The sequence below is a fragment of the Devosia sp. genome (genome assembly GCF_017744655.1).
Classification (GTDB): Bacteria; Pseudomonadota; Alphaproteobacteria; order Rhizobiales; family Devosiaceae; genus Devosia.
Genome location: NZ_JAGIAW010000002.1, coordinates 248,272 through 268,325 on the forward strand (window position 1 = coordinate 248,272; position 20,054 = coordinate 268,325).

Annotated in this window: 20 protein-coding genes and 1 tRNA gene; 13 read left to right on the plus strand and 8 right to left on the minus strand. The window is 62.9% G+C overall.

Translation table 11 applies throughout. From position 1 onward, the window contains the following. Nucleotides 1–85: 85 nt before the first annotated feature. Nucleotides 86–1,063 (minus strand): hypothetical protein, encoded by a 978-nt coding sequence (locus J7557_RS07115; RefSeq protein ID WP_291418749.1) that lies wholly within the window; start codon nt 1,061–1,063, stop codon nt 86–88. Between the two features lie 145 nt (nt 1,064–1,208). On the opposite strand from J7557_RS07115, the gene J7557_RS07120 reads away from it, so the two are divergent. From J7557_RS07120 to J7557_RS07130, 3 genes are all read left to right on the plus strand, one after another. After that, the gene (locus J7557_RS07120; RefSeq protein ID WP_291418751.1) at nt 1,209–1,826 is read left to right on the plus strand and encodes a GntR family transcriptional regulator; all 618 of its coding nucleotides are present in this window, start codon (nt 1,209–1,211) and stop codon (nt 1,824–1,826) included. 113 nt (nt 1,827–1,939) lie between these two features. Then, a complete protein-coding gene (locus tag J7557_RS07125) occupies nt 1,940–2,518 on the plus strand; it encodes a biotin transporter BioY (protein WP_291418752.1) in 579 nt (192 codons plus the stop codon). Continuing rightward, on the plus strand, nt 2,515–2,934 hold the full coding sequence (locus J7557_RS07130) for a DUF1284 domain-containing protein (RefSeq protein ID WP_291418754.1): 420 nt from the start codon (nt 2,515–2,517) through the stop codon (nt 2,932–2,934). The genes J7557_RS07125 and J7557_RS07130 overlap by 4 nt, the downstream gene beginning before the upstream one ends. 58 nt (nt 2,935–2,992) lie before the next feature. Here J7557_RS07130 and J7557_RS07135 read toward each other — a convergent pair whose 3' ends face one another. The 3 genes from J7557_RS07135 to J7557_RS07145 form a co-directional block, all read right to left on the minus strand. Next, nucleotides 2,993–4,498, minus strand: coding sequence for a tripartite tricarboxylate transporter permease (locus tag J7557_RS07135; RefSeq protein WP_291418756.1), 1,506 nt, complete (start codon nt 4,496–4,498; stop codon nt 2,993–2,995). A 9-nt stretch (nt 4,499–4,507) separates the two neighbouring features. Beyond that, nucleotides 4,508–4,969, minus strand: a complete 462-nt coding sequence (locus tag J7557_RS07140) for a tripartite tricarboxylate transporter TctB family protein (protein ID WP_291418758.1) — start codon at nt 4,967–4,969, stop codon at nt 4,508–4,510. Nucleotides 4,970–5,059: 90 nt separating this feature from the next. Beyond that, entirely contained in the window at nt 5,060–6,028 is a 969-nt protein-coding gene (locus tag J7557_RS07145; RefSeq protein ID WP_291418761.1) for a tripartite tricarboxylate transporter substrate-binding protein, read from the minus strand. A gap of 185 nt (nt 6,029–6,213) precedes the next feature. Here J7557_RS07145 and J7557_RS07150 point away from each other — a divergent pair, with 185 nt between their 5' ends. Together J7557_RS07150 and J7557_RS07155 are read left to right on the plus strand one after the other, a co-directional pair. Next, complete coding sequence (locus J7557_RS07150) at nt 6,214–8,073, plus strand: ATP-binding protein (RefSeq protein ID WP_291418763.1); 1,860 nt, start codon at nt 6,214–6,216, stop codon at nt 8,071–8,073. Beyond that, nucleotides 8,066–9,418, plus strand: coding sequence for a sigma-54 dependent transcriptional regulator (locus J7557_RS07155; protein WP_291418765.1), 1,353 nt, complete (start codon nt 8,066–8,068; stop codon nt 9,416–9,418). The genes J7557_RS07150 and J7557_RS07155 overlap by 8 nt, the downstream gene beginning before the upstream one ends. A gap of 53 nt (nt 9,419–9,471) precedes the next feature. Here the strand turns inward: J7557_RS07155 and J7557_RS07160 are convergent. Then, a tRNA-Gln gene (locus tag J7557_RS07160) sits at nt 9,472–9,545 on the minus strand. A gap of 241 nt (nt 9,546–9,786) precedes the next feature. On the opposite strand from J7557_RS07160, the gene J7557_RS07165 reads away from it, so the two are divergent. Both J7557_RS07165 and J7557_RS07170 read left to right on the plus strand, forming a co-directional pair. Next, nucleotides 9,787–10,959, plus strand: a complete 1,173-nt coding sequence (locus tag J7557_RS07165; protein ID WP_291418767.1) for a Ppx/GppA phosphatase family protein — start codon at nt 9,787–9,789, stop codon at nt 10,957–10,959. Continuing rightward, entirely contained in the window at nt 10,949–11,683 is a 735-nt protein-coding gene (locus J7557_RS07170; protein WP_291418769.1) for an RlmE family RNA methyltransferase, read from the plus strand. The genes J7557_RS07165 and J7557_RS07170 overlap by 11 nt, the downstream gene beginning before the upstream one ends. A gap of 16 nt (nt 11,684–11,699) precedes the next feature. On the opposite strand, the gene J7557_RS07175 is transcribed toward J7557_RS07170, so the two are convergent. Next, on the minus strand, nt 11,700–12,413 hold the full coding sequence (locus J7557_RS07175) for a glutathione S-transferase family protein (RefSeq protein ID WP_291418771.1): 714 nt from the start codon (nt 12,411–12,413) through the stop codon (nt 11,700–11,702). Nucleotides 12,414–12,519: 106 nt separating this feature from the next. On the opposite strand from J7557_RS07175, the gene J7557_RS07180 reads away from it, so the two are divergent. Continuing rightward, on the plus strand, nt 12,520–12,864 hold the full coding sequence (locus tag J7557_RS07180) for a helix-turn-helix domain-containing protein (protein ID WP_291418773.1): 345 nt from the start codon (nt 12,520–12,522) through the stop codon (nt 12,862–12,864). A gap of 4 nt (nt 12,865–12,868) precedes the next feature. Here J7557_RS07180 and J7557_RS07185 read toward each other — a convergent pair whose 3' ends face one another. Beyond that, nucleotides 12,869–14,254 (minus strand): MDR family MFS transporter, encoded by a 1,386-nt coding sequence (locus tag J7557_RS07185; RefSeq protein ID WP_291418775.1) that lies wholly within the window; start codon nt 14,252–14,254, stop codon nt 12,869–12,871. 31 nt (nt 14,255–14,285) lie between these two features. Continuing rightward, nucleotides 14,286–15,671 carry an MFS transporter gene (locus J7557_RS07190; protein WP_291418777.1) on the minus strand — a complete coding sequence of 462 codons (1,386 nt, stop codon included), beginning with the start codon at nt 15,669–15,671 and terminating at the stop codon, nt 14,286–14,288. A 354-nt stretch (nt 15,672–16,025) separates the two neighbouring features. Between J7557_RS07190 and guaB the strand changes: the two genes are divergently transcribed. The 5 genes from guaB (at nt 16,026) to J7557_RS07215 (ending at nt 20,007) form a co-directional block, all read left to right on the plus strand. Then, complete coding sequence (gene guaB, locus J7557_RS07195) at nt 16,026–17,528, plus strand: IMP dehydrogenase (RefSeq protein WP_291418779.1); 1,503 nt, start codon at nt 16,026–16,028, stop codon at nt 17,526–17,528. 70 nt (nt 17,529–17,598) lie between these two features. Next, the gene (locus J7557_RS07200; protein ID WP_291418781.1) at nt 17,599–17,817 is read left to right on the plus strand and encodes a DUF2188 domain-containing protein; all 219 of its coding nucleotides are present in this window, start codon (nt 17,599–17,601) and stop codon (nt 17,815–17,817) included. A 91-nt stretch (nt 17,818–17,908) separates the two neighbouring features. Beyond that, nucleotides 17,909–18,343, plus strand: coding sequence for an MAPEG family protein (locus J7557_RS07205; protein ID WP_291418783.1), 435 nt, complete (start codon nt 17,909–17,911; stop codon nt 18,341–18,343). A 3-nt stretch (nt 18,344–18,346) separates the two neighbouring features. After that, nucleotides 18,347–18,712: a VOC family protein gene (locus J7557_RS07210; RefSeq protein ID WP_291418785.1), complete on the plus strand. Its 366-nt coding sequence runs from the start codon at nt 18,347–18,349 to the stop codon at nt 18,710–18,712. 5 nt (nt 18,713–18,717) lie between these two features. After that, the gene (locus J7557_RS07215) at nt 18,718–20,007 is read left to right on the plus strand and encodes an RsmB/NOP family class I SAM-dependent RNA methyltransferase (RefSeq protein ID WP_291418787.1); all 1,290 of its coding nucleotides are present in this window, start codon (nt 18,718–18,720) and stop codon (nt 20,005–20,007) included. Nucleotides 20,008–20,054 lie beyond the last annotated feature (47 nt).

The following is a 20,054-nucleotide window of genomic DNA, read 5'->3' on the forward strand; positions in this document are numbered from 1 at the left end:
ATTTGAGTATTAGGGGTCAAAACAAAACCGGCGTCTCTGCGCCGGTAAGGTTATGCTAGGACTGAGTATAAGGTCACGTCAAGCGCTAATTCGCGGGGCGCTTCGTGCTCGATAGCCTGAGGCCCGGGGAGGGGCGCTCCAGCAGAACCTCGCGGCGGAAGCGGACCAGGCGGGCGGGCCGGCCACCGGTCTCGGTCTGGAGTTCGCCCGTTTCCTCCACCAATCCCTGCGTTTCGACCAGGCGGCGGAAATTCTGCTTGTGCAGCCGTATGCCGGAGAGGCCCTCGACGGTGCGCTGCAGATCGAGCAGCGTAAAACTTTCGGGCATGAGCTCAAAGATGACCGGGCGATACTTGATCTTGCCGCGCAACCGACCAAGCGCAGTGGCGAGGATGCGCCGGTGGTCGAGGCCCATCGGGTGGTCGACCATCGCGGTAAGGGGGGGGGATTCCCCGTCGCGCCGGGCTTCCCGCACAAAGCCCGCTTCATAGAGGAGTTCGTAGCGATCGAGCACCAGCTCGTCGCTCCAGCTATCGGTTCCGAGGCCGAAAGCCAGGGCCGCTCGCTTTTCCCGCAGGGTACCGGTGTCTCCTGAGTCCTTCACCCAGGTCTTGAGATAGGTTTCGATGGTTTCCAGCACGGCGGGCCGGCCATCGCGCCAGTCTTCCCAGGGCAGATAGGTGTAGACATTCTGCCAGCGGGCGCCGCTGCGGGCGGAGGCGCGCAAGGCGCGGACGAGGGCGAGATAGGCAATGGAAAGCGACCTGCCGCCGCGACCGGGCATGTCGATGCGGTCGGTGTCGCCGAACGTATAGAGCTGCTCCACATAGCCAAGGTGGAGGTCCGTCTGCTGCTCGACCCAGGCCCGAAGGCCTGCTTCGAGCGTTCGATGTCCGGACTGCAGCGGACCGGCGGGAAGGGTGTCGACCGGCACATCGGGACGCACCAGCACCATGGGCTCATCCACACTGGCGGCAATGATGACGGCGCTGAGTTCGGCAACGAGGGCAAGGCCTTCAACGTCAGATGCAGCACTGCTTCTATCGGCTTGGGATGAAGGCATTTTTCCAACTTGCACGGTGTGGGTGCACTATCATGGAGAAGTCACGATGGGGCAAGTTTCGCCGATCAAGGCGTGCACGCCTTTTCCGACCGGTGTATGACAAAACCGCTTCATTCTTGCGACCCCAGCTCATCTCCCCAGGACCATGGCCAAAGACGATACCCTCGCCAACCAGATCGCCAGGATATTGGCCGATCGGATCATTTCTGGAGCGCTCGAACCGGGTACGCCATTGCGGCAGGATCACGTTGCCGAGGAATTCGGCGCAAGCCACGTGCCGGTGCGCGAAGCCTTCAGGCGGCTCGAGGCGCAGGGGCTGGCGGTGAGCGTGCCGCGACGCGGGGTGCGGGTGGCCGGCTTTTCGCGCGCGGAAGTGCGGGAAGTGGCTGAAATGCGGGCCGCGCTGGAGGTTCTGGCGCTGCAAAACGCCGCGCCGCATCTGACGCGCGCCATTCTCGATGAGGCCGAAGAGATCAACAACGAGGGCGACAATGCCCCCGATGTTCAGGCTTGGGAGCAGGCCAATCGCAGGTTTCATCGCACACTGCTCGCGCCCTGTGGCATGCCGAGGCTGCTGAAGGCCATCGACGATCTGCAGGCCGCAAGTGCTCGCTTCCTGTTTTCGGGATGGAGCGCCGAATGGGAGGCGCCGACCGACCGTGACCACAGTGCGATTCTCGCCGCCTTACGGGCGGGGCAGGTGGAGCATGCCGGCTCGATCCTGAAGCGGCACGTGCTTTTGGGCGGCCGCGCCCCCCGATAATCCGCAACTAATTTCGCCCCGCGAGGACGCACGCCCTTGCCAGGCCGATCTATCTATGGATTCTTTTAGCGATAGATAAATGAAATTATCTATAATTATGAAGGAGCCATGGAATGGTCACTGATAAACCCGCCGCATCTGCCCTGATCGGCATCCAGAACAAGTCGCTGCTCTGGCAGGCTGGCGCCGTTGTTGCGGGCACGCTTTTTCTCGCCGCAGCCTCCTATGTCGAGGTGCCGCTGGTGCCTGTGCCGGTCAATATGCAGACGCTGGCGGTAACCTTGATCGGCGCCGTTTATGGCTGGCGCCTTGGCGCGCTGACGGTGATCGCTTGGCTGATGGAAGCGGCCTTGGGCATGCCGGTGCTGTCGGGTGGCGCAGCGGGTGCGCATCATTTCGTCGGGCCGACTGCCGGTTATCTCTTCGCCTTTCCGCTCGTCGCCGCCATGACCGGGTGGCTTGCCGAGCGCGGCTGGAATGGCAAGCGGCCCATTCTCGCTTTCCTCGCCATGCTGTTGGGCAATGCTATGTGCCTTGCTCTCGGTGCTGCGTGGCTCGCCGTCATGATTGGCGCGCAGGACGCCTTCACCTTTGGCGCGCTGCCCTTCCTGGTTGGCGGTCTCCTCAAGTCAGCACTGGGTGCCGCGCTTCTCTACGCGCTCTCCCGTCGAGTGGCCACGAAGCACTCATGACCATCCGGCTTCGCCCGCATCACCTGCTTTGCTTGCTGACCTATGTGGGCAAAGGTTATTCCGCCGATTTCATGCGGAACTATGACGCAATCGCCGCGCGATTGTCGGCGGGCGAAAATATAGGGATCGTCGACGGCCCCGACGACATCTGCGCGCCTTTGTTGGGTGATGCGACGGCGCATTGTCGAAACGAGAGCGTTATCGAACGCGACAGAAAGGCGGCCGACGATGTCGGCCGCCTGTTGGGTGCACCTATTGCGCCCGGAGTGACGATAGAGGTCAGGCCCGAACTGCTTATCGCCTGGCGCGCGGCATTTCGCGCGGGGCAAACGCGCGCGGCTTGCGCGGGCTGTGAGTGGAGCGATCTGTGCACCGCAATCGCATCGGACGGTTTTGCCGGGACGCTCGTGAACTGACCGCCCCGAAAAGCAGAGTTGGCGACACCTGTCGCCAACTCTTGGTTTTTGAGGAAACTCAGTCTTCCTCGACGAAAACTTCCTTACGTTTCTTGCGGATCGAGGGGAGGATCGCGATCAGCACGGCGAGGAGCGCCAGGCCGAGAAGCGTTGCCGAGATCGGACGTTCGAGGAAAATCATCGGATCGCCCCGCGAGATGATCATGGCGCGGCGCAAATGCTCTTCCAGCAGCGGTCCGAGGACGAAGCCGAGCAGCAGCGGCGCCGGTTCGCAACCCAAGCGGATCAGCCCATAGCCGAGAATGCCGAAGAAGCCGATGGCATAGATGTCGAAGACGTTTTGGTTGATCGAATAGCAGCCGATGCAGGCAAAGAGCACGATGGCCGGGAACAGCGCGCGATAGGGAATGGTGAGCATTTTCACCCAGAGCCCGATCAGCGGCAGGTTGAGCATTACCAGCAAGAGGTTGCCGATCCACATCGAGGCGATGATGCCCCAGAACAGTGCCGGCTGGTCGTTGATGACATTCGGGCCGGGCGTGATGCCCTGGAGGATGAAGGCGCCGACCATCAGCGCCATGACCGGGTGGGCGGGAATGCCCAGGGTCATGAGCGGAATGAAGGAGGTTTGCGCGGCCGCGTTGTTGGCCGATTCCGGACCAGCCACGCCCTCGATGGCGCCATGGCCGAACTCTTCCGGGTTCTTCGACAGGCGCTTTTCAGCCGAGTAAGAGGCGAAGGACGCGAGGATATGGCCGCCGCCGGGCAGGATGCCGAGAATAGAGCCGAGCGCCGTGCCGCGGATGACCGGGGCGATGATGCGTTTGAATTCTTCCTTGCCGAGCCAGAGATTGCTCACCGACTTGACCATGACCTCGCGGCCCTTCTCGTTTTCGAGATTGCGCAGGATTTCGGCGACGCCAAAGATGCCCACGGCCACGGAGACGAAGTTGAGGCCGGAATAGAGCTCGCGCACACCGAAGGTGAAGCGCGGCGTGCCGGTATAGATGTCCTGGCCGACCATGCCGAGCAAAAGGCCAAGCACGATCATGGCGAGGGCTTTCAGGATCGATCCATGCGCCAGGGCGATGGAAACGAGGAGGCCGAGGACGATGAGCGCAAAGTATTCCGGCGCGCCGAAATTGAGCGCCGCTCGGGCAAGGGGTGGGGCGAAGAAGGCGAGGAGCAGTGTGCCCACCGTGCCGGCGAAGAAGGAACCGAGAGCGGCGGTGGCGAGGGCATGGCCAGCGCGGCCTTTCTTCGCCATCTGATACCCGTCGATGGCGGTCACCGCGGAAGAACTTTCGCCGGGCAGGTTGATCAGGATAGCGGTAGTCGAGCCGCCATATTGGGCGCCGTAGTAAATGCCTGCCAGCATGATCAGCGCAGCGGCCGGTGACAGCGAGAAGGTGATTGGCAGCAGCATGGCGATCGTGGCCGTGGGGCCGATGCCGGGCAGCACGCCGACCAGGGTGCCGAGCAGCACGCCGATGAAGCAGTAGAGAATGTTGATGGGGTCTAGGGCGACGGAAAAGCCGAGGCCGAGAAAGCCGATGATATCCATTTTGCGCTCCTATTGACCAAGCCAGGGCCCGAACCACGGCACCGTCATGCCGAGGCCGATGACGAAAATGGCCGTGCAGAGAACCGTGAGCCCCACGGCGAGGAGGGCAGCGAAGAGGGGAGAGTTGAGCCGGCTGGCCATGGCCGAGGCGAAGGCGGCGACAAAGACGACGGGCACGAAGCCGAGGCCGCGAATGGTGGCGCCGAAGAAGATGACGACGCCGACAATGAGCACGATACCGCGCCATGAGGGCGGAAGCGGCTTCTCCCGGTCCGGCTTTTCCCAACCGCTGGCGGCAACGCCGATTCCAAGGGCCGCAAGCACGGCGCCAAGCAAGAGCGGCATGAAGCCCGGGCCCATGCGGAAAGGCGTGCCGACCTCATAATTCAGCGCTTCGAGGGCAAAATAGGCTCCGGCAAGGACGAAGATGCCGCCCGCCAGGAGGTCCCGGAGTGAAAACTTGGCCAGCATGGCCGCCTCCCCAGATGAATGAGATGCATGTGCGTCGGGGACGACCCGCGGAAAACCGCGGGTCGCAGATACGCAGCGAAATGGTCTGACTTACTCGGCGTAAACGCCGGCTGCCTCGATGACACCGCGCCAGAGTTCGATCTGGCTGGTCAGCATCTCGGTCAGTGCTGCGGGCGTCGCTTCTTCCGCCGTGACCGGGGCCGTGCCGAGCTCGGCGAAGCGGGCGATCACCGTCTCATTGGTGAGCGCAGCCTGCAGCGAGGTTTCGAGGCGCTCGATGATCGCCGGGTCGGTACCGGCCGGCGCATAAAGCCCGTGCCACACGCCGATTTCGAGATCGAGCCCCGCTTCCTTGGTGGTGGGCAGGTCGGGCAGATTTGCAAGGCGCTCGGGCGAGGTCACCGCATAGGCCTTCACTTCGCCGGCCTGGATCTGCGACGTCGTATTGGTGGTCTGGTCGCAGATCATGTCGATCTGGCCGCCGATGATGTCGGTCATGGCCGGACCCGCACCCTGATAGGGCACGGTCGTCATGACGGTCTGGGTCGATTCCATCAGCAGCATGCCACAGAGCTGGCTCGCCGACCCGATGCCGGCATGGGCATAGGTGACGTTTTCGCCATTCGTCTTGATATAGGCCAGCAGCTCTTCGAGCGTATTGGGCTCGAAATCCTTGCGGGCGACGAGCGTCATCGGCACCGAGGTGATGAGGCCGATGGTGGCGAAGTCGGTCAGCGGAACATATGGCAGGCTGCGGTAGAGCGTCGGCGCGGTCGACATACCGATATGGTGCAGCAGGAGCGTATAGCCGTCGTTCGGCGCAGTTGCGACCTGGCCGGCACCCAGCGTGCCGCCGGCGCCGCCGACATTCTGCACCACGACCTGCTGACCGAGATCCCCGCTCATCACTTCGGCGACGAGACGCGCCACCGTGTCGGTCGGGCCACCGGCCGAGAAGGGCACGACCACCGTGATCGGCTTGGTCGGATAGGCCTGCGCAAAGGCGGTGCCGGAAAGGGCGAGTGTGGCCAGGGCCAAGGTGGCGATAGTCTTTTTCATTGGGTGTCCTCCCGTGGGTGATCTTGTAGCCGGCTCCTCCGCCGGTCTAGCCCCAGCTCTGCAAAGGGTGTGCCAAGTCAAATTTGCAGGTCAGACCTGCGGTTTTCGCACGGTGCTCTGGCAAAGTTGGCGGAAAATTGCCAAGATGACCGTCGGAGGCTGGCAATTTATTGCCAGAAGTGCAGATGTCGAGCCGCTTTGCCCTGCGTGAATTGTTGGGACGCCGTCAGCTTCTCTTGATCGCCGCCGCCTTGCTGGCGGTGGTGGCAAGCGGCTGGGTCGCGTTCGAATTCACGCTGGCCGGTTCCATTCGCAGTGTGGGCGAACAGGCCGAGCGGCGCCTGGTGCTGTTCGACCGGACGCTCGAAGCCATGATCGAGCGCTTTCATTATCTGCCCTCGAGCATGGCTCTGGCGGCAGAAGTCCGGGCGGTGCTCGCAGAGCCCGACAATGGCGAACGCCGGGAATTGGCCAATGGCTTCCTGTCGCGGCTCAACGATACGGCGGGGGCCGGCGAGCTGTTCGTCATGGCCGAAGATGGCCATGTTGTCGCTGCATCGAACTGGTGGGCCTATGACAGCTTTGTGGGCGAAAATCTGGCCTATCGGCCCTATTTCGAAGAGGCCATGGCTGATGGCGACGCAAAATTCTACGCCGTTGGCACGGTGACGGGTGTCGCGGGATACTTTCTGGCGCGGCGGATCGAGGGGGAAAACGGGCCGCTCGGCGTCGCCGTCACCAAGATCAATCTGGGTGAGATCGAAGCCAATTGGTGGCGTTCGGGGGAACTGATCGGCATTGTCGATGTCAACAATATCACCATTCTCTCGACCCGGCCCGACTGGCGCTATCGGCCGATTGCGCCGGTGGCCCAGGCCGACTATGCGCGCATCGCGCCGCAATTGCGCTATGGACCGCAGGGCGCGCGCGAAGCGCCCGTGGCATCGGCCGTCTGGCCGTCGCGTGGCGCCAATTTCGCTTATATCGCCGGGGAAGACGCGGACACGTCAGGCGTGTTCATGGTCGATGAATTACGCTTGCCGGCGCATCAGTGGCGCATCATTTCCTTTACCCCTACCGGACCGCTCTTTCGCGATGCCTGGCTCGCGGCAACGGCGGCGAGCCTCGGCGTCGCTGCGCTGTTGATGATCCTGGCGCTTCTGGCACAGCGACGGCGCTTGGTGGCCCAGCGCCTCGCCGAGCATGAGCGGCTGGAACAGCGGGTCGCCGAGCGCACGGAGGATCTGCACATCGCCAACGAAGCGCTGCGCGAGGAAATCTCCGAACGCATTCGCGCCGAAGATGCCGAGCGGCAGGTGCAGGCGCATCTGGTTCAGGCGGCGAAACTTGCGAGTCTTGGCCAGGCCTTGGCCGGGGTTGCTCATGAAGTGAGTCAGCCCGTTTCGGCTCTCACAACGCACCTGGCCAGCGCCAAGCTGTTGGCCACGCGGCGGCAGGACGAAGAGATCGGTTCGGTCCTGGGGCAGATAGACAAAATCGTCGACCGTCTGGCCGCGCTCACCGGCCATTTGAAAACCTTTGCACGAAAACAGCCACCGGCGCCGATTGAAGCCGATCTGGGCGCGGTCATCGCCAATGCGCTCGACCTCGTCGACCACAAGCTGCGGCAATTGGGTATCGACGTCGAATATGGCCGCCCCGTTTTGCCCCTGAAGGTGACGGGTAATCCAGTCCATATCGAGCAGGTGCTGATCAACCTCTTCACCAATGCCGTCGACGCCATGGCGGGGCAAAAGGTGCGGGTGCTCTCCATTGGTGTGCACACAGCCGGCCGGCAGGTCAGCGTTGTCGTTACCGATACCGGCGCCGGCATCCCGGCCGAGGCGCTGTCCAGCATTTTCGATCCCTTCTATTCCACCAAGGGGCCGGGCGAAGGCCTGGGGCTGGGCCTCTCGATTTCCTATGGGCTCGTGCGCGATCTCGGCGGCAGCATCAGCGCTGTCAGCCCATCCGGCCGGGGCGCAAGCTTTACCGTGACTTTGCCGCTGGCCGCGGCGACAACCGAAAGAGAACGCATTGACTGACGCGAGCGTGCTCATCGTCGACGATGAAGAAATGATCCGCACGGCCCTCGAACAGTGGCTGCGCCTATCGGGCTTTGCCACGCATGTCGCCAATGATGCAGCCTCGGCGCTGGAGCGGCTCGACGAAATCCGCCCCCATGTCATTCTTAGCGATGTGCGTATGCCCGGCCTTTCCGGGCTCGATCTCCTGCGAAAAGTGCGCGAGCGTATGGTGCATTCGGAAGTTATCCTGATCACTGGCCACGGCGACGTCCCCATGGCCGTTGAAGCCATGCGACAGGGTGCGTTCGATTTCCTGCAAAAGCCCTATGTGCCCGACGAATTGGTGGCGAGCCTCAAGCGGGCGGTCGATCAGGTGGCGCTCAAGCGCGAAATCGCTGATTTGCGCCGCCGGCTCGATGGTGGCGAGGCGGAACTGGCGACGCGCCTCGTCGGCAATTCACCGCCCATGGAGCAGCTCCGGAACACGGTACGCGAATTGGCGCATATCCCTACCGATGTCATCATCCTCGGCGAGACCGGAACCGGCAAGGAAGTCGTCGCGCGCTGCCTCCACGACTTTTCGCCCCGCGCCAAAGCGCCCTTCGTCGCCGTCAATTGCGCGGCCATTCCCGCCGAGCTGATCGAGAGCGAACTTTTTGGCCACGAGGCCGGCGCCTTTACCGGGGCAGGGGCCCAGCGCGTCGGCAAATTCGAATATGCCAATGGCGGAACGCTATTGCTCGACGAAATCGAATCCATGCCGCTTCTGGCGCAAGCCAAGGTGTTGCGAGTGATTCAGGAGCGGGTGGTGGAGCGGGTGGGCTCCAACAAGCAGATACCCCTTGATTTGCGCATCGTGGCCGCCTCAAAAGTCGACCTTGCCGAGGAAAGCAAGGCCGGACGTTTCAGGGCCGATCTCTACTACCGCCTCAACCTCGCAACCATCACCCTGGCGCCGTTGCGGGAGCGTGGTGAAGATTGCATCCTCCTCTTCCACCATTTCCTCGGCGCGGCAGCGGCACGTTTCGGCCGACCGGCGCCGCAACTGCATCCCGCCGACATCCAAGCCCTGATGCACCACGACTGGCCCGGCAATGTCCGCGAACTGAAGGCCGCCGCCGATCGCTTCGCCATCGGCCTCGACGCAACGGGACGCTCGCTCGGCGCCATCATCGGCCCGGCCATGCGCGATCTATCCCACTCGACCGGGGGTCTAGCCGAGCGCGTCGCCGCCTATGAGCGCCACCTGATCGAGGCCGAACTGACCCGCCACAACGACTCCATCACCGCCGCCGCCGAAGCCCTGCAAGTGCCCCGCCGAACGCTAAGCGAAAAAATGTCGAGACTGGGCGTGCGCCGGTAGCAAAACAGCGCTAGCGCTCATCTGCTTGTAGTAGCAACAATTTAGAAGAATTTTGGCTGGGGAACCTGGATTCGAACCAAGATCGACGGAGTCAGAGTCCGCTGTTCTACCATTGAACTATTCCCCAGCAGAGCCTGCTGGCTGGGCCGTTATCCTCAGAAGCAGGGCTTCCGTGGCGGCGCGGGGTCTCATTAGACAAAGCGGACGAGGATTGCAAGCGGGGATGGTGCAAGTTTGCCCAACCATTGTGTGCATTGCGCTTGGCGCCCCGTTGAAGTACCGTCTTTTTCAACAATGCAACACCAAAGCTGCGCCTTGGGCGCGGCCGGAAATACCGGCCAGCGACCGCGCCGCGTCAGGAGAATCAGGTGACCGATCCGAATCGGTCCGCTGCCTTGTCGGTCCCCCGGACCGGCACGGCGCTCCGCACGCCTTCCGCTCAGGATCGGAAGGCAAGGGGTACGGCTGCGCCACCTGTGGCGGAGTCGCGGACAGGCCATGCGCCCCGGCGCGCTCGCGGCCCGCTCTATGCGGCGCTCGACCTCGGGACCAACAATTGCCGCCTGCTTATTGCGCGTCCGCACGAACACGGTTTCCGTGTGCTCGACGGATTTACGCGCATCGTGCGCCTCGGAGAGGGCGTCTCGGTGACCGGTCGCCTCGGGGATGCGGCCATGGAACGCACCATGGAGGCGCTGAAGCAGTGCCGCAACAAGCTGCGCGATCACCAGCCGACGCGCATGCGCCTCATCGCCACCGAGGCCTGCCGCGCCGCTGAAAACGGCCCGGAATTTCTGGGCCGGGTGAAGGACGAACTGGGGCTCGAACTCGAAATCGTCGACCGCCGCACCGAGGCCGAACTGGCCGTGACCGGCTGCGCCGATCTCATCGACGATACGGCCCAGGGGGCGCTGATGTTCGACATCGGCGGTGGGTCGTCGGAACTCGCCTGGCTCGATTTCCGCGGCGGCCGCCCGCGCTCGCAGGGGCGCATGTCGGCTTCGATTCGCTCCTGGCAGTCACTGCCGGTGGGCGTTGTTTCCATTGCAGAGCGCTTTGGTGGGGTCAATGTCACCCCCGAAGTGTTTGAAGCCATGGTCGGCTTTGTCTCGGAACACCTGAAACAGTTCCGCGGCCGCGAGAAGCTGCGCCAGATGATTGCGGCGCATCCCGTGCACCTGATCGGCACATCGGGCACCGTGACGACGCTGGCGGGACTGCATCTTGGTCTCGAGCGCTACGAGCGGCAGAAGGTGGATGGGCTCTGGCTGAAAAGCCAGGAAGTCGACGACATCATGCGCGTCCTCCTCAACATGCCCTTTGACCGTCGCGTGACGCATCCGTGCATCGGCCGGGATCGCGCCGATTTGGTGCTGCCCGGCTGCGCCATCTTTGAAGCCATTCGGCGTGAATGGCCGACCGAGCGGGTGCGCGTGGCCGATCGCGGCCTGCGCGAAGGCATCCTGATTTCTCTCATGGATGCAGATAAGGTTCACAAGCGGCCGAGCCGCCCCAAGCGGAGAAACGCAAATGGTGGATAAGGCTCTCGGCACAGGCGGCCGCAAGTCCGACAAGGACCTAAAAATCCGGCTGAAGACCGCCAAGGGGCGGACGACCTCGTCCACCAAATGGCTGCAGCGCCAGCTCAACGATCCCTATGTGGCCCGCGCCCGTTCGGAAGGCTATCGCTCGCGCGCGGCCTTCAAGATCAAAGAAATCGACGAGAAGCAAAAGCTCTTCAAGAAGGGCATGCGCGTCGTCGATCTCGGCGCGGCGCCCGGCGGCTGGTCGCAGGTCGCGGCCAAGGCGGTGGGTTCGACGGCCGAGCATCCGCTTGTCGTCGGCATCGACTATCTCGAAATGGACCCCATTCCCGGCGTCATCCTGCTCCAGAAGGATTTTACGCACGACGACGCACCCGATCAGCTCTTTGCCGCCATGGGTGGCCACAAGGCTGATGTGGTGATGAGCGACATGGCCTGGCCGACGACCGGGCACCGCCCCACGGACCACCTGCGCATCGTGCATCTCATCGAGATCGCCGCCGATTTCGCCATCCAGGTGCTTAATCCCGGCGGCTCCTTCGTCGCCAAGGTTTTCCAGGGCGGCACCGAGCATGAGCTGCTGCACATGCTGAAGCGCCACTTCAAGACCACCATGCACGTAAAGCCGCCTTCAAGTCGCAGCGAGTCGGCGGAGGCCTATTTGGTGGCCAAGGGTTTCAAAGGGCGTGCCGATACCGATCAGGAAGAGGCCGCGGACTGACCGCGGCCTCCTGGGGTTAGGCGGCCTTCTGACCGTAACGGTCGATCACATCGGCTAGCGCCACATGGCCCTTGAACGAGCCTGATCCCACAGGTGTCTCGCCGTTCTCCAGCGCGAGCGCAAAGATCACAGCGGGGTCGGCTTCGAGGCGACGCCGCAGGGCGGCGAGCTTCGGCCAGCGCTCCGCCTTCGCTACCTCATGAAAATCGAGCCAGCGGGCGACGCCGATCAACACAGCATCGGCGAGCGAGGGGTTGTCTCCCACGACATAGGGACCGTCGCCGATCATCGCTTCGAGCTTGTCGTGGCGTTCGATCACGCTCTCGCGCCCCCAGATGCGCAGATTTTCCTGCAGGACCGGGTTCGGCGGTTCCATTTCGAGCGCAGCCCAGAGCGGGCTGAAGGCGCCGGTGAAGCCAGTATTGATGAACCCCAGCAATTGCCACATCCGGTCGGCTTCAGCGCTTTCGGGCGCATAGCTGATGCGGTGGTCACCATCGCGGGCAGCCAGCCAGGCTGCTATTGCCATGGTCTCGGTAACGGGCTGGCCAGCCGGCGTGATCAGGGCAGGCGTTTCGTGGCGGGCGTTGATCTGCGCATAGTTCGGCTGGCGCATCTCGCCCAGCATGTCGACGCGGCAGAGCCAATAGGGCTGGCCCAGCCATTCGAAGGCAGCAATGAGCCCCATGGAGCTGCCGGCCGGGTGGCCGTAAACAAGGATCGGTTCCATTGGTCATCTTTCCAGAAGTGTCAAATGATGCTGGCCAGCGGGGTGGAACCTAACCCCCTGCGCCCCTAAGTAAATTACGGACATTTTTGTAACCACGAGAGCCCCAATGCAGACGCTGGTTTCCAATTGCCCCATTGAGGATGTGATGCGCGCCCTGTCCGGACGCTGGCCGGCCCTCCTGCTTTACTATCTGAAGGACGGGACCAAGCGGTTCAGCGATCTCCGGCGCGATAACCCCACGGTTTCTCACCGCATCCTGGCGATGGAATTGCGCAAACTCGAAGCGGTGGGGCTGGTGATGCGTACGGCTTTTCCCGGCTATCCTCTGCGCGTCGAATACGATCTCACTCCCGCCGGTGCGCAGGTGTTGCCGCTCATCGAAGGACTTGCCGATTGGTGGGAGGCGAGCGGCCCTGAGCGGGCGAGACAGGCTAGCGCGGCCGTCTCCTGATCGTTCAATGCATGTGCGGCTTGCCTAAAAGTTGATGCCCGGCATTCTTTGGCAGCGTCAGGAACAGCACTGTTGCCACTAGCCCCACAGTCGCCACCACATAGAAGGCAATGTGGAAGTCGACGAGCGCCAGTTCGCCGCCGCCGCGCAGGCGATGCACCAGTTCCAGCGTGCCGCCGCCTAATGCCACGCCCATGGCGAACATTAGCTGGCCCCAGACCTGGCTGATCACATTGGCCTGGCCAGCATCCTTGTCCTCGATGTCGGCGAAGGTGAAGGCGTTTGAGCCGGTCCAGAAGGTCGATTGCCAGAAGCCGGTGAAGGTGAGGACGGCAAGGATCTGCGGGATCGGCGTCTCAGGCGTATAGAGCCCCATGGCCACGATGCCGGCTGCCGAAATGGCCGTCGACCAGACCAGCGGATATTTGAACCCCCAATGCGCAAACATCCAATTGGCGACGAATTTTGCCGCCAGCGCGCCGATGGCGCCGACAAAGGTCACCATGCCGCTCTCGAACGGCGAGAGGCCGAAGGTGAGCTGCAGCATCAGCGGAAATAGGAAGGGCGTCGCGCCCTGGCCGAGGCGGAAGAAGGTGCCCGCGACAATTGCGATGCGGAAGTTCCGCACCGCGAGCAATCGCAGGTCGAGCAGCGGAAATTCCGTCCGCAGCGCATGGCGGGTGTAGAAGACACCGAGCACCATGCCCGCGACGGCGGCGATCACGCCATAGACCGGGGGCAGGGCGGGCAGGCTCACCACCGAGCAGCCAAAGGCGAAGAGCGCAAAGGCAAGACCGGCCATGACAAAGCCTGGCCCGTCGATATTGCGCGGCTTGTTTCGGTGCTCATTGGGCAGGGCGAAGCCGACAAGGATGATGCCCAAAACGCCGATCGGCACGTTGATGATGAAAATCCAGTGCCAGGAGAAATAGGTGGTGAGGAAGCCGCCGAATGGTGGGCCGACAATGGGCCCGATCAGCGCCGGAATGGTAAGCCAGGCCATGGCATCGACCAGTTGGTGGCGTGGCGTTGCCCGCACCAGCACGAGGCGCGCCACCGGGCCCATCATGGCGCCGCCCATGCCCTGAATAAAACGGGCGCCGACGAACTGGGCCAGCGAACTCGAAAAGGCGCAGCAGATCGAGCCGATCATGAAGACAAGCATGGCCACGCGGAACACGCGCCGCGCCCCGAACCGGTCGGCCATCCAGCTCGAAATCGGAATGAAGATGGCGAGCGCCACGAGATAGGCCGTCAGCGCCAGTTTCAGCGAAATCGGGTCCGTGCCGATGTCTTCGGCGATGGCAGCGAGCGAGGTCGCGATAACCGTCGAGTCCATGTTTTCCATGAACAGCGCGGTGGCGAGGATGAGGGGCGTGGTTCTCGACACTTGGCAAATCGGGGCGGTTTTTGCCGTCCCGCTACTCCTTGTAGGCGCGATGACCCGACACATCGGCGCCGGCATTCTTGGGGAGGGTGAGATAGACAAGGCTTGCCAGGGCGCTGAGCCCGCCCACGGCGAAAAAGGCGATCTGGAAATTGAGCAGCGACAGTTGGCCATCGGTGTAGTGGCGGGTGACTTCAAGAATGGCACCGGCTACCGCGACGCCAAACGCCACCGAAAGCTGCTGGCAGACCGCGACAATGGCGGTGGCCTGGCTGGTCTCCTCGTCCGACACATCGGCATAACCAAGCGCGTTTGAGCCGGTGAAAAAGACTGAGCGCAAGACGCCGCCCGCCAGCAGCACGGCCATGATCACCGGGGTTGACGTTTCGGCGGTGAAAAAACCCTGCGCCGCTATGAGGAGGCCTCCGAAAATCGAGGCAAAGGCGAGCACGCGCGGAAAGCCGAAGCGCGCAAACACCCGCTCGGCCACGAACTTGCTCATGATGGCGCCGATGGCCGAAACAAAGGTGATGGCGCCCGACTGGAACGGATTGAGCCCAAAACCAAGCTGCAGCATCAGAGGCAGCAGGAAGGGGATAGCTCCAACCCCGATGCGGAACAGCGAGCCGCCGGTGATCGAGGAGCGAAACAGCCGATGCCGGAACAGTTTTGGATCGAGCAGCGGATAGCGCGTGCGCCGCGCATGGAGGAAATAGAGAATGCCGGCGGTCACACCCACGGCGATGGTGAGATAGCCATAGATGATCGGCAGGGCCGGGAGGCTGATGACCGAAAGCCCAAAAACCGTGCCCGAAAAGGCCACCGAGGCGATAAAGAAGCCAACAAGGTCGACGGGCCGCGGCGTCCGCTCATCTGGCACTTTCAGGTAAATGCCCGAGAGGATGATCCCAATGATGCCGATCGGGATGTTGATCCAGAAAATCCAGTGCCAGCTCAGATAAGTGGTGAGAAACCCGCCAATCAGCGGCCCAGTCACCGGCGCCACCAGCGCCGGCACGGTGAGCCAGGCCATCGCCGAAACCAGTTCATTGCGCGGCGTCGATCGCACCAGCAGCAGGCGCCCCACTGGCGTCATCATCGACGAGCCAATGCCTTGGAAGAAGCGCGAGATCACGAAGGTTTCGAGGGAAAAGGAGAAGGAACAGGCGAGCGAGCCCAGCATGAAGACGAAGATCGCGAGCCTGAAAATGTTCTTGGCGCCGAACCGGTCCGCCATCCAGCCGCTCAACGGAATGAAAATAGCCAACGCCACGAAATAGGCCGTCAGCGCCAGCTTCAACGCGATCGGATCGCTGCCGATATCGGCGGCGATGGCGGGCAGGGATGTGGCGATGACGGTCGAGTCCATCTGTTCCATGAACAGGGCGACCGCAAGAATGAGCGGGGTAACGCGGATCACGAGTCTAAACCGGGAATCGTGCAAGGAGAGATGCAGCCCGATCACTATGAGCCCAACATTTGGGCTTGGCCAATGAATATTAGGCAACGATGGGCGGAATTTCCCTGCGCCGGGCAGGTTTGGGGTGCTTCCCACAAGCGCGGTTTGGCAAAGTCAGTGCGCCAAACCTTTTTCTGATAGCACCGGCAGGCCCGTTGAGCTAGGGGGCTAGGCGCATTGCTGCCCCCGGTATCGCCCCTATGCAAGCTGGGGCACCAATGCTATTGACCCTCGCCAACCTGAACCCGCGAGTACACCCGCCGGTTCATATTCCAATAGATCTGACGATGTTCAGAAGGCAGGAAGGGTCTGGCCTTGGCGAAGATTATTACCACGATTACCGGCGACGCGGCTCTGACGTTCGACGACGTGCTGCTCCAGCCCGCGCGCTCCGATGTCCTGCCTACCGAAACCGACATTTCGACCTATGTCACCAAGGACATAGCGCTGAACCTGCCGATCATTTCCTCGGCAATGGACACCGTCACCGAAGCCAATATGGCCATCGCCATGGCCCAGGCCGGCGGCCTCGGCGTCATTCACAAGAACCTCTCGGCATCAGAACAGGCCGAACAGGTCCGCATGGTGAAGAGCTTTGAGAGCGGCATGGTCGTCAATCCGATCACCATCGGCCCCGACGCCACTCTCGCCGATGCCCTCGCCCTCATGCAGAAGAGCCGCATTTCCGGCATTCCGGTCGTGCAGAACGGCGGCGCCGGGGGCCGCGCCATCGGCAAGCTCGTCGGCATTTTGACCAATCGCGACGTCCGCTTCGCTTCCAACCCGTCCCAGCCGATCTCCGAGCTGATGACGCACCAGAACCTGATCACGGTGCGCGAAGGCGTCTCCAAGGAAGAGGCAAAAATCCTCCTCCATCGTCACCGCATCGAAAAGCTGCTGGTGGTCGACGAAGACTATCGCTGCATCGGCCTCATCACCGTCAAGGATATCGAGAAGGCTCAGCTCCACCCGAACGCCGTCAAGGACGCACAGGGTCGCCTGCGCGTCGCCGCTGCCTCCACCGTTGGTGATGGCGGTTTCGAACGCTCGCTGGCCCTCATCGATGCCGGCGTCGATCTCCTCGTCATCGACACTGCCCATGGCCACTCCGTCCGCGTTGCAGAAGCCGTCGAGCGTGTGAAGCGCGAGAGCAACTCCACCCGCATCGTTGCCGGCAATGTCGCGACCGCGGAAGCCACCAAGGCGCTGATCGATGCCGGCGCCGATGCCGTCAAGGTCGGCATCGGCCCGGGCTCGATCTGCACGACGCGCATCGTAGCCGGTGTCGGCGTGCCGCAGCTCGCTGCCGTCATGTCCTGCGCCGAAGAAGGTCACAAGGCCGGCATTCCGGTCATCGCCGATGGCGGCATAAAATTCTCGGGCGACATGGCCAAGGCACTGGCCGGTGGCGCTTCCTGCGTCATGGTCGGCTCGCTGCTCGCGGGTACCGACGAAAGCCCGGGCGAAGTCTACCTCTACCAGGGTCGCTCCTATAAGTCGTATCGCGGCATGGGCTCGGTTGGCGCCATGGGTGCCGGTTCGGCCGACCGCTACTTCCAGCAGGACGTGCGCGACCAGATGAAGCTCGTGCCCGAAGGCATCGAGGGCCAAGTGCCCTATAAGGGCGCAGCCGGTGCCGTGCTGCATCAGCTTGCCGGCGGCCTCCGCGCCTCCATGGGCTATACCGGTGCGCACACGCTGAAGGAATTCCGCGAGAACGCCACCTTCGTGAAAATCTCCGGCGCCGCCCTCAATGAAAGCCACGTCCACGACGTGACCATCACCCGCGAAGCCCCGAACTATCGCAGCGGCAGATAATCTGTTTTGACGGCGCGGGTGCATGCAACGCGCCGTCATTCTCTTTCGTTGTCAGAAAACGGAGGAGCCCATGAGCGAAAGTCATTTCATCGTCTATCTGCGCGACGGCTGCTGGCAGCATACCAATCGCGGCAGCGTTTCGGCCCCGTTCAAGACCCGCGAAGCCGCCATCGAGTCGGCCATCGACGACGCCCGCAATTCCAACGACCAAGGCGCCGAGGTCATCGTTCAGGACCCTGAAACCACGGCAGAAACGGTCTGGCGTTCCGCGGACGAAAGCAGCGCCTAGCGCAGCGAAACTTGATGTGACGGTTTTGTCTTCGCGAAAAATCCGTTCCGCCATAGATGCTTAGTCCAAAAAATCGACTCTCCGGCGGAGAATGAACGCAGTGCCCTTAGTCGAGAAATTGTTGATGCTCGCCATGGCCGCACAGGTCGCGCTGACCTTGGGCCTGCTCTTCTGGCTGGGCCGCGAACGCGTGCCGCGCGTCATGCGCGGCGAAATCCGCATGGCCGACATAGCCGTTGAGCGCACCGCCTATCCGCTCAAGGCGCGGGTCCTTTCCAATAGTCTCGACAATCAGTTCCAGCTACCCGTGCTCTTCTTTGTCGGCGCGCTGCTGACCCTGCATCTTGGTGCGGTGGGCTGGGTGGAGGCTGTTCTGGCCCTGGCCTTTGTAGCGCTGCGCTACATCCACGCCGCCATTCACGTCACCACCAACAATGTAGGACAGCGCTTCGTGGCCTATACGCTTGGCCTTGCTGTCCTGTGCCTCTTCTGGCTATGGCTCATCGGACACCTCTTGATGAGCTGAGCCATGCCGCTGATCTCCCGCATCGACACGATCTTCATTCCGGCCGTAGACACCATCTCGGCCGCAGCATGGTATGAGCGACTCTTCGGCATGGCCGAAATCTTCCGCTCGGCCGGCCATATCGGCCTGCGTATCGCGGGCGAGGAGCCGCGTTCGACTGCGCTTACGCTCATTCCAGTCGAGCAGATGCCCGAGCAGCACTATGTTGCTTTCAACTTCTTCGCGCCTGACATAAAAGCGCTGCACGACGCGCTGACCGAAGACGGCCGCGAGGTCACCCCCATCAACCAGAATGGCGCCATGAGCTGGTTCGACTTCGTCGATATCGCCGGCAATCGCGTCAATGTCTGCTCCTTTCCCGAGGCCTGAATCCCATGCGCCTGCCCGGCCGTATCGCTGCCGCCATTGAAGTTCTGACCGATGTCGAAACCCGCAAGCGGCCGGTTTCCGAAGCGCTGAAGGCCTGGGGTCTCAACAATCGCTTTGCCGGCGCCGGCGACCGCGCCGCCATCGGCAATCTCGTCTACGACGCCCTGCGCCGCCGCTCATCCTATGCTTTCGCCATGGGCGCCGACACGCCGCGCGCCCTCGTCCTCGCCGCCGTGTTGCGCGACTGGAAGGAAACGCCCGAGGCGCTCAACGCCACCTTCGCCGAAGATAGCCACGCGCCGGAGCCCCTGACCGCCGAAGAAATCGCTGGCGCGACCGCTAGCCTCGACGCTGCAGATGCTGCCACCCAGGCCGACATGCCCGAATGGCTGCTCCCTTCGCTCAAGCGGGCCTTTGGCGTCGACCTCCCCGCCGAAGGCCAGGCCATGGCCGGTCGCCCCTCGCTCGACCTGCGCGTCAACGCCCTCAAGGCGACACCCGAAAAAGTGGCAAAATCCCTGGCCCGCTTCTCGCCCGAGCCGACCGCATACGCACTGATGGGCTTCACCATGCCCGCCGGCCCGCGCGATGCGCGCACGCCCAATGTCACCACCGACGAAGGCTACCAAAAGGGCTGGTTCGAAGTGCAGGATCAGGGCAGCCAGATGGTCGCGGCCCTTGCCGGCGCCCAGCCGGGCGAACAAGTGCTCGATCTCTGCGCCGGGGCAGGGGGCAAGACCCTCGCTCTTGCCTCGACCATGGGCAACAAGGGCCAGATTTTTGCCTATGACAGCGACCGCAACCGCCTAGCGCCGATCTATGATCGCCTGAAGCGCAACGGCGTGCGCAATGCCCAGGTGCGCGCGCCTCAACCCGGCGCTCTCGATGATCTCGTGGGCAAGATGGACCGCGTCGTCGTCGATGCGCCCTGCACCGGCACGGGCACCTGGCGGCGCCGTCCCGATACCAAGTGGAAGCTGACCCCCGAACTTCTGGCTCAACGCCAGGCCGATCAGGCCGCCATCCTCCAAGAAGCGCTGCGCTTTGTGAAGCCGGGCGGCACTCTGGTCTACATCACTTGCTCGATCCTGCCCGAAGAGAACGACGATCAGGTCGCCGCTCTCTTTGCCGCGCATCCGGATCTGTCGAGCGTGGACATTGCCAAAGCCTGGCGCAGCACATTGGTCACCGATCTTCCTGCGGGCCTGGCAACTGCCGGTGGTGGCATCCTGCTAACCCCGCATCGCACCGGCACCGATGGTTTTTACTGCCACCTGATCCGCAAGGCGGCGTAACAGGCGCTCTCCATCCCCTTCATCGTCACCACCGGGCTTGTCCCGGT

Coding starts and splice junctions, on each gene's coding strand:
- J7557_RS07170 (WP_291418769.1), top strand. CDS start 10,949: ATGGTGGATAAGGCTCTCGGCACAGGCGGCCGCAAGTCCGACAAGGAC.
- J7557_RS07175 (WP_291418771.1), bottom strand. CDS start 12,413: ATGGAACCGATCCTTGTTTACGGCCACCCGGCCGGCAGCTCCATGGGG.
- J7557_RS07135 (WP_291418756.1), bottom strand. CDS start 4,498: ATGGATATCATCGGCTTTCTCGGCCTCGGCTTTTCCGTCGCCCTAGAC.
- J7557_RS07215 (WP_291418787.1), top strand. CDS start 18,718: ATGCGCCTGCCCGGCCGTATCGCTGCCGCCATTGAAGTTCTGACCGAT.
- J7557_RS07210 (WP_291418785.1), top strand. CDS start 18,347: ATGCCGCTGATCTCCCGCATCGACACGATCTTCATTCCGGCCGTAGAC.
- J7557_RS07205 (WP_291418783.1), top strand. CDS start 17,909: ATGAACGCAGTGCCCTTAGTCGAGAAATTGTTGATGCTCGCCATGGCC.
- J7557_RS07130 (WP_291418754.1), top strand. CDS start 2,515: ATGACCATCCGGCTTCGCCCGCATCACCTGCTTTGCTTGCTGACCTAT.
- J7557_RS07125 (WP_291418752.1), top strand. CDS start 1,940: ATGGTCACTGATAAACCCGCCGCATCTGCCCTGATCGGCATCCAGAAC.
- J7557_RS07145 (WP_291418761.1), bottom strand. CDS start 6,028: ATGAAAAAGACTATCGCCACCTTGGCCCTGGCCACACTCGCCCTTTCC.
- J7557_RS07200 (WP_291418781.1), top strand. CDS start 17,599: ATGAGCGAAAGTCATTTCATCGTCTATCTGCGCGACGGCTGCTGGCAG.
- J7557_RS07115 (WP_291418749.1), bottom strand. CDS start 1,063: ATGCCTTCATCCCAAGCCGATAGAAGCAGTGCTGCATCTGACGTTGAA.
- J7557_RS07120 (WP_291418751.1), top strand. CDS start 1,209: ATGGCCAAAGACGATACCCTCGCCAACCAGATCGCCAGGATATTGGCC.
- J7557_RS07150 (WP_291418763.1), top strand. CDS start 6,214: ATGTCGAGCCGCTTTGCCCTGCGTGAATTGTTGGGACGCCGTCAGCTT.
- J7557_RS07180 (WP_291418773.1), top strand. CDS start 12,520: ATGCAGACGCTGGTTTCCAATTGCCCCATTGAGGATGTGATGCGCGCC.
- J7557_RS07140 (WP_291418758.1), bottom strand. CDS start 4,969: ATGCTGGCCAAGTTTTCACTCCGGGACCTCCTGGCGGGCGGCATCTTC.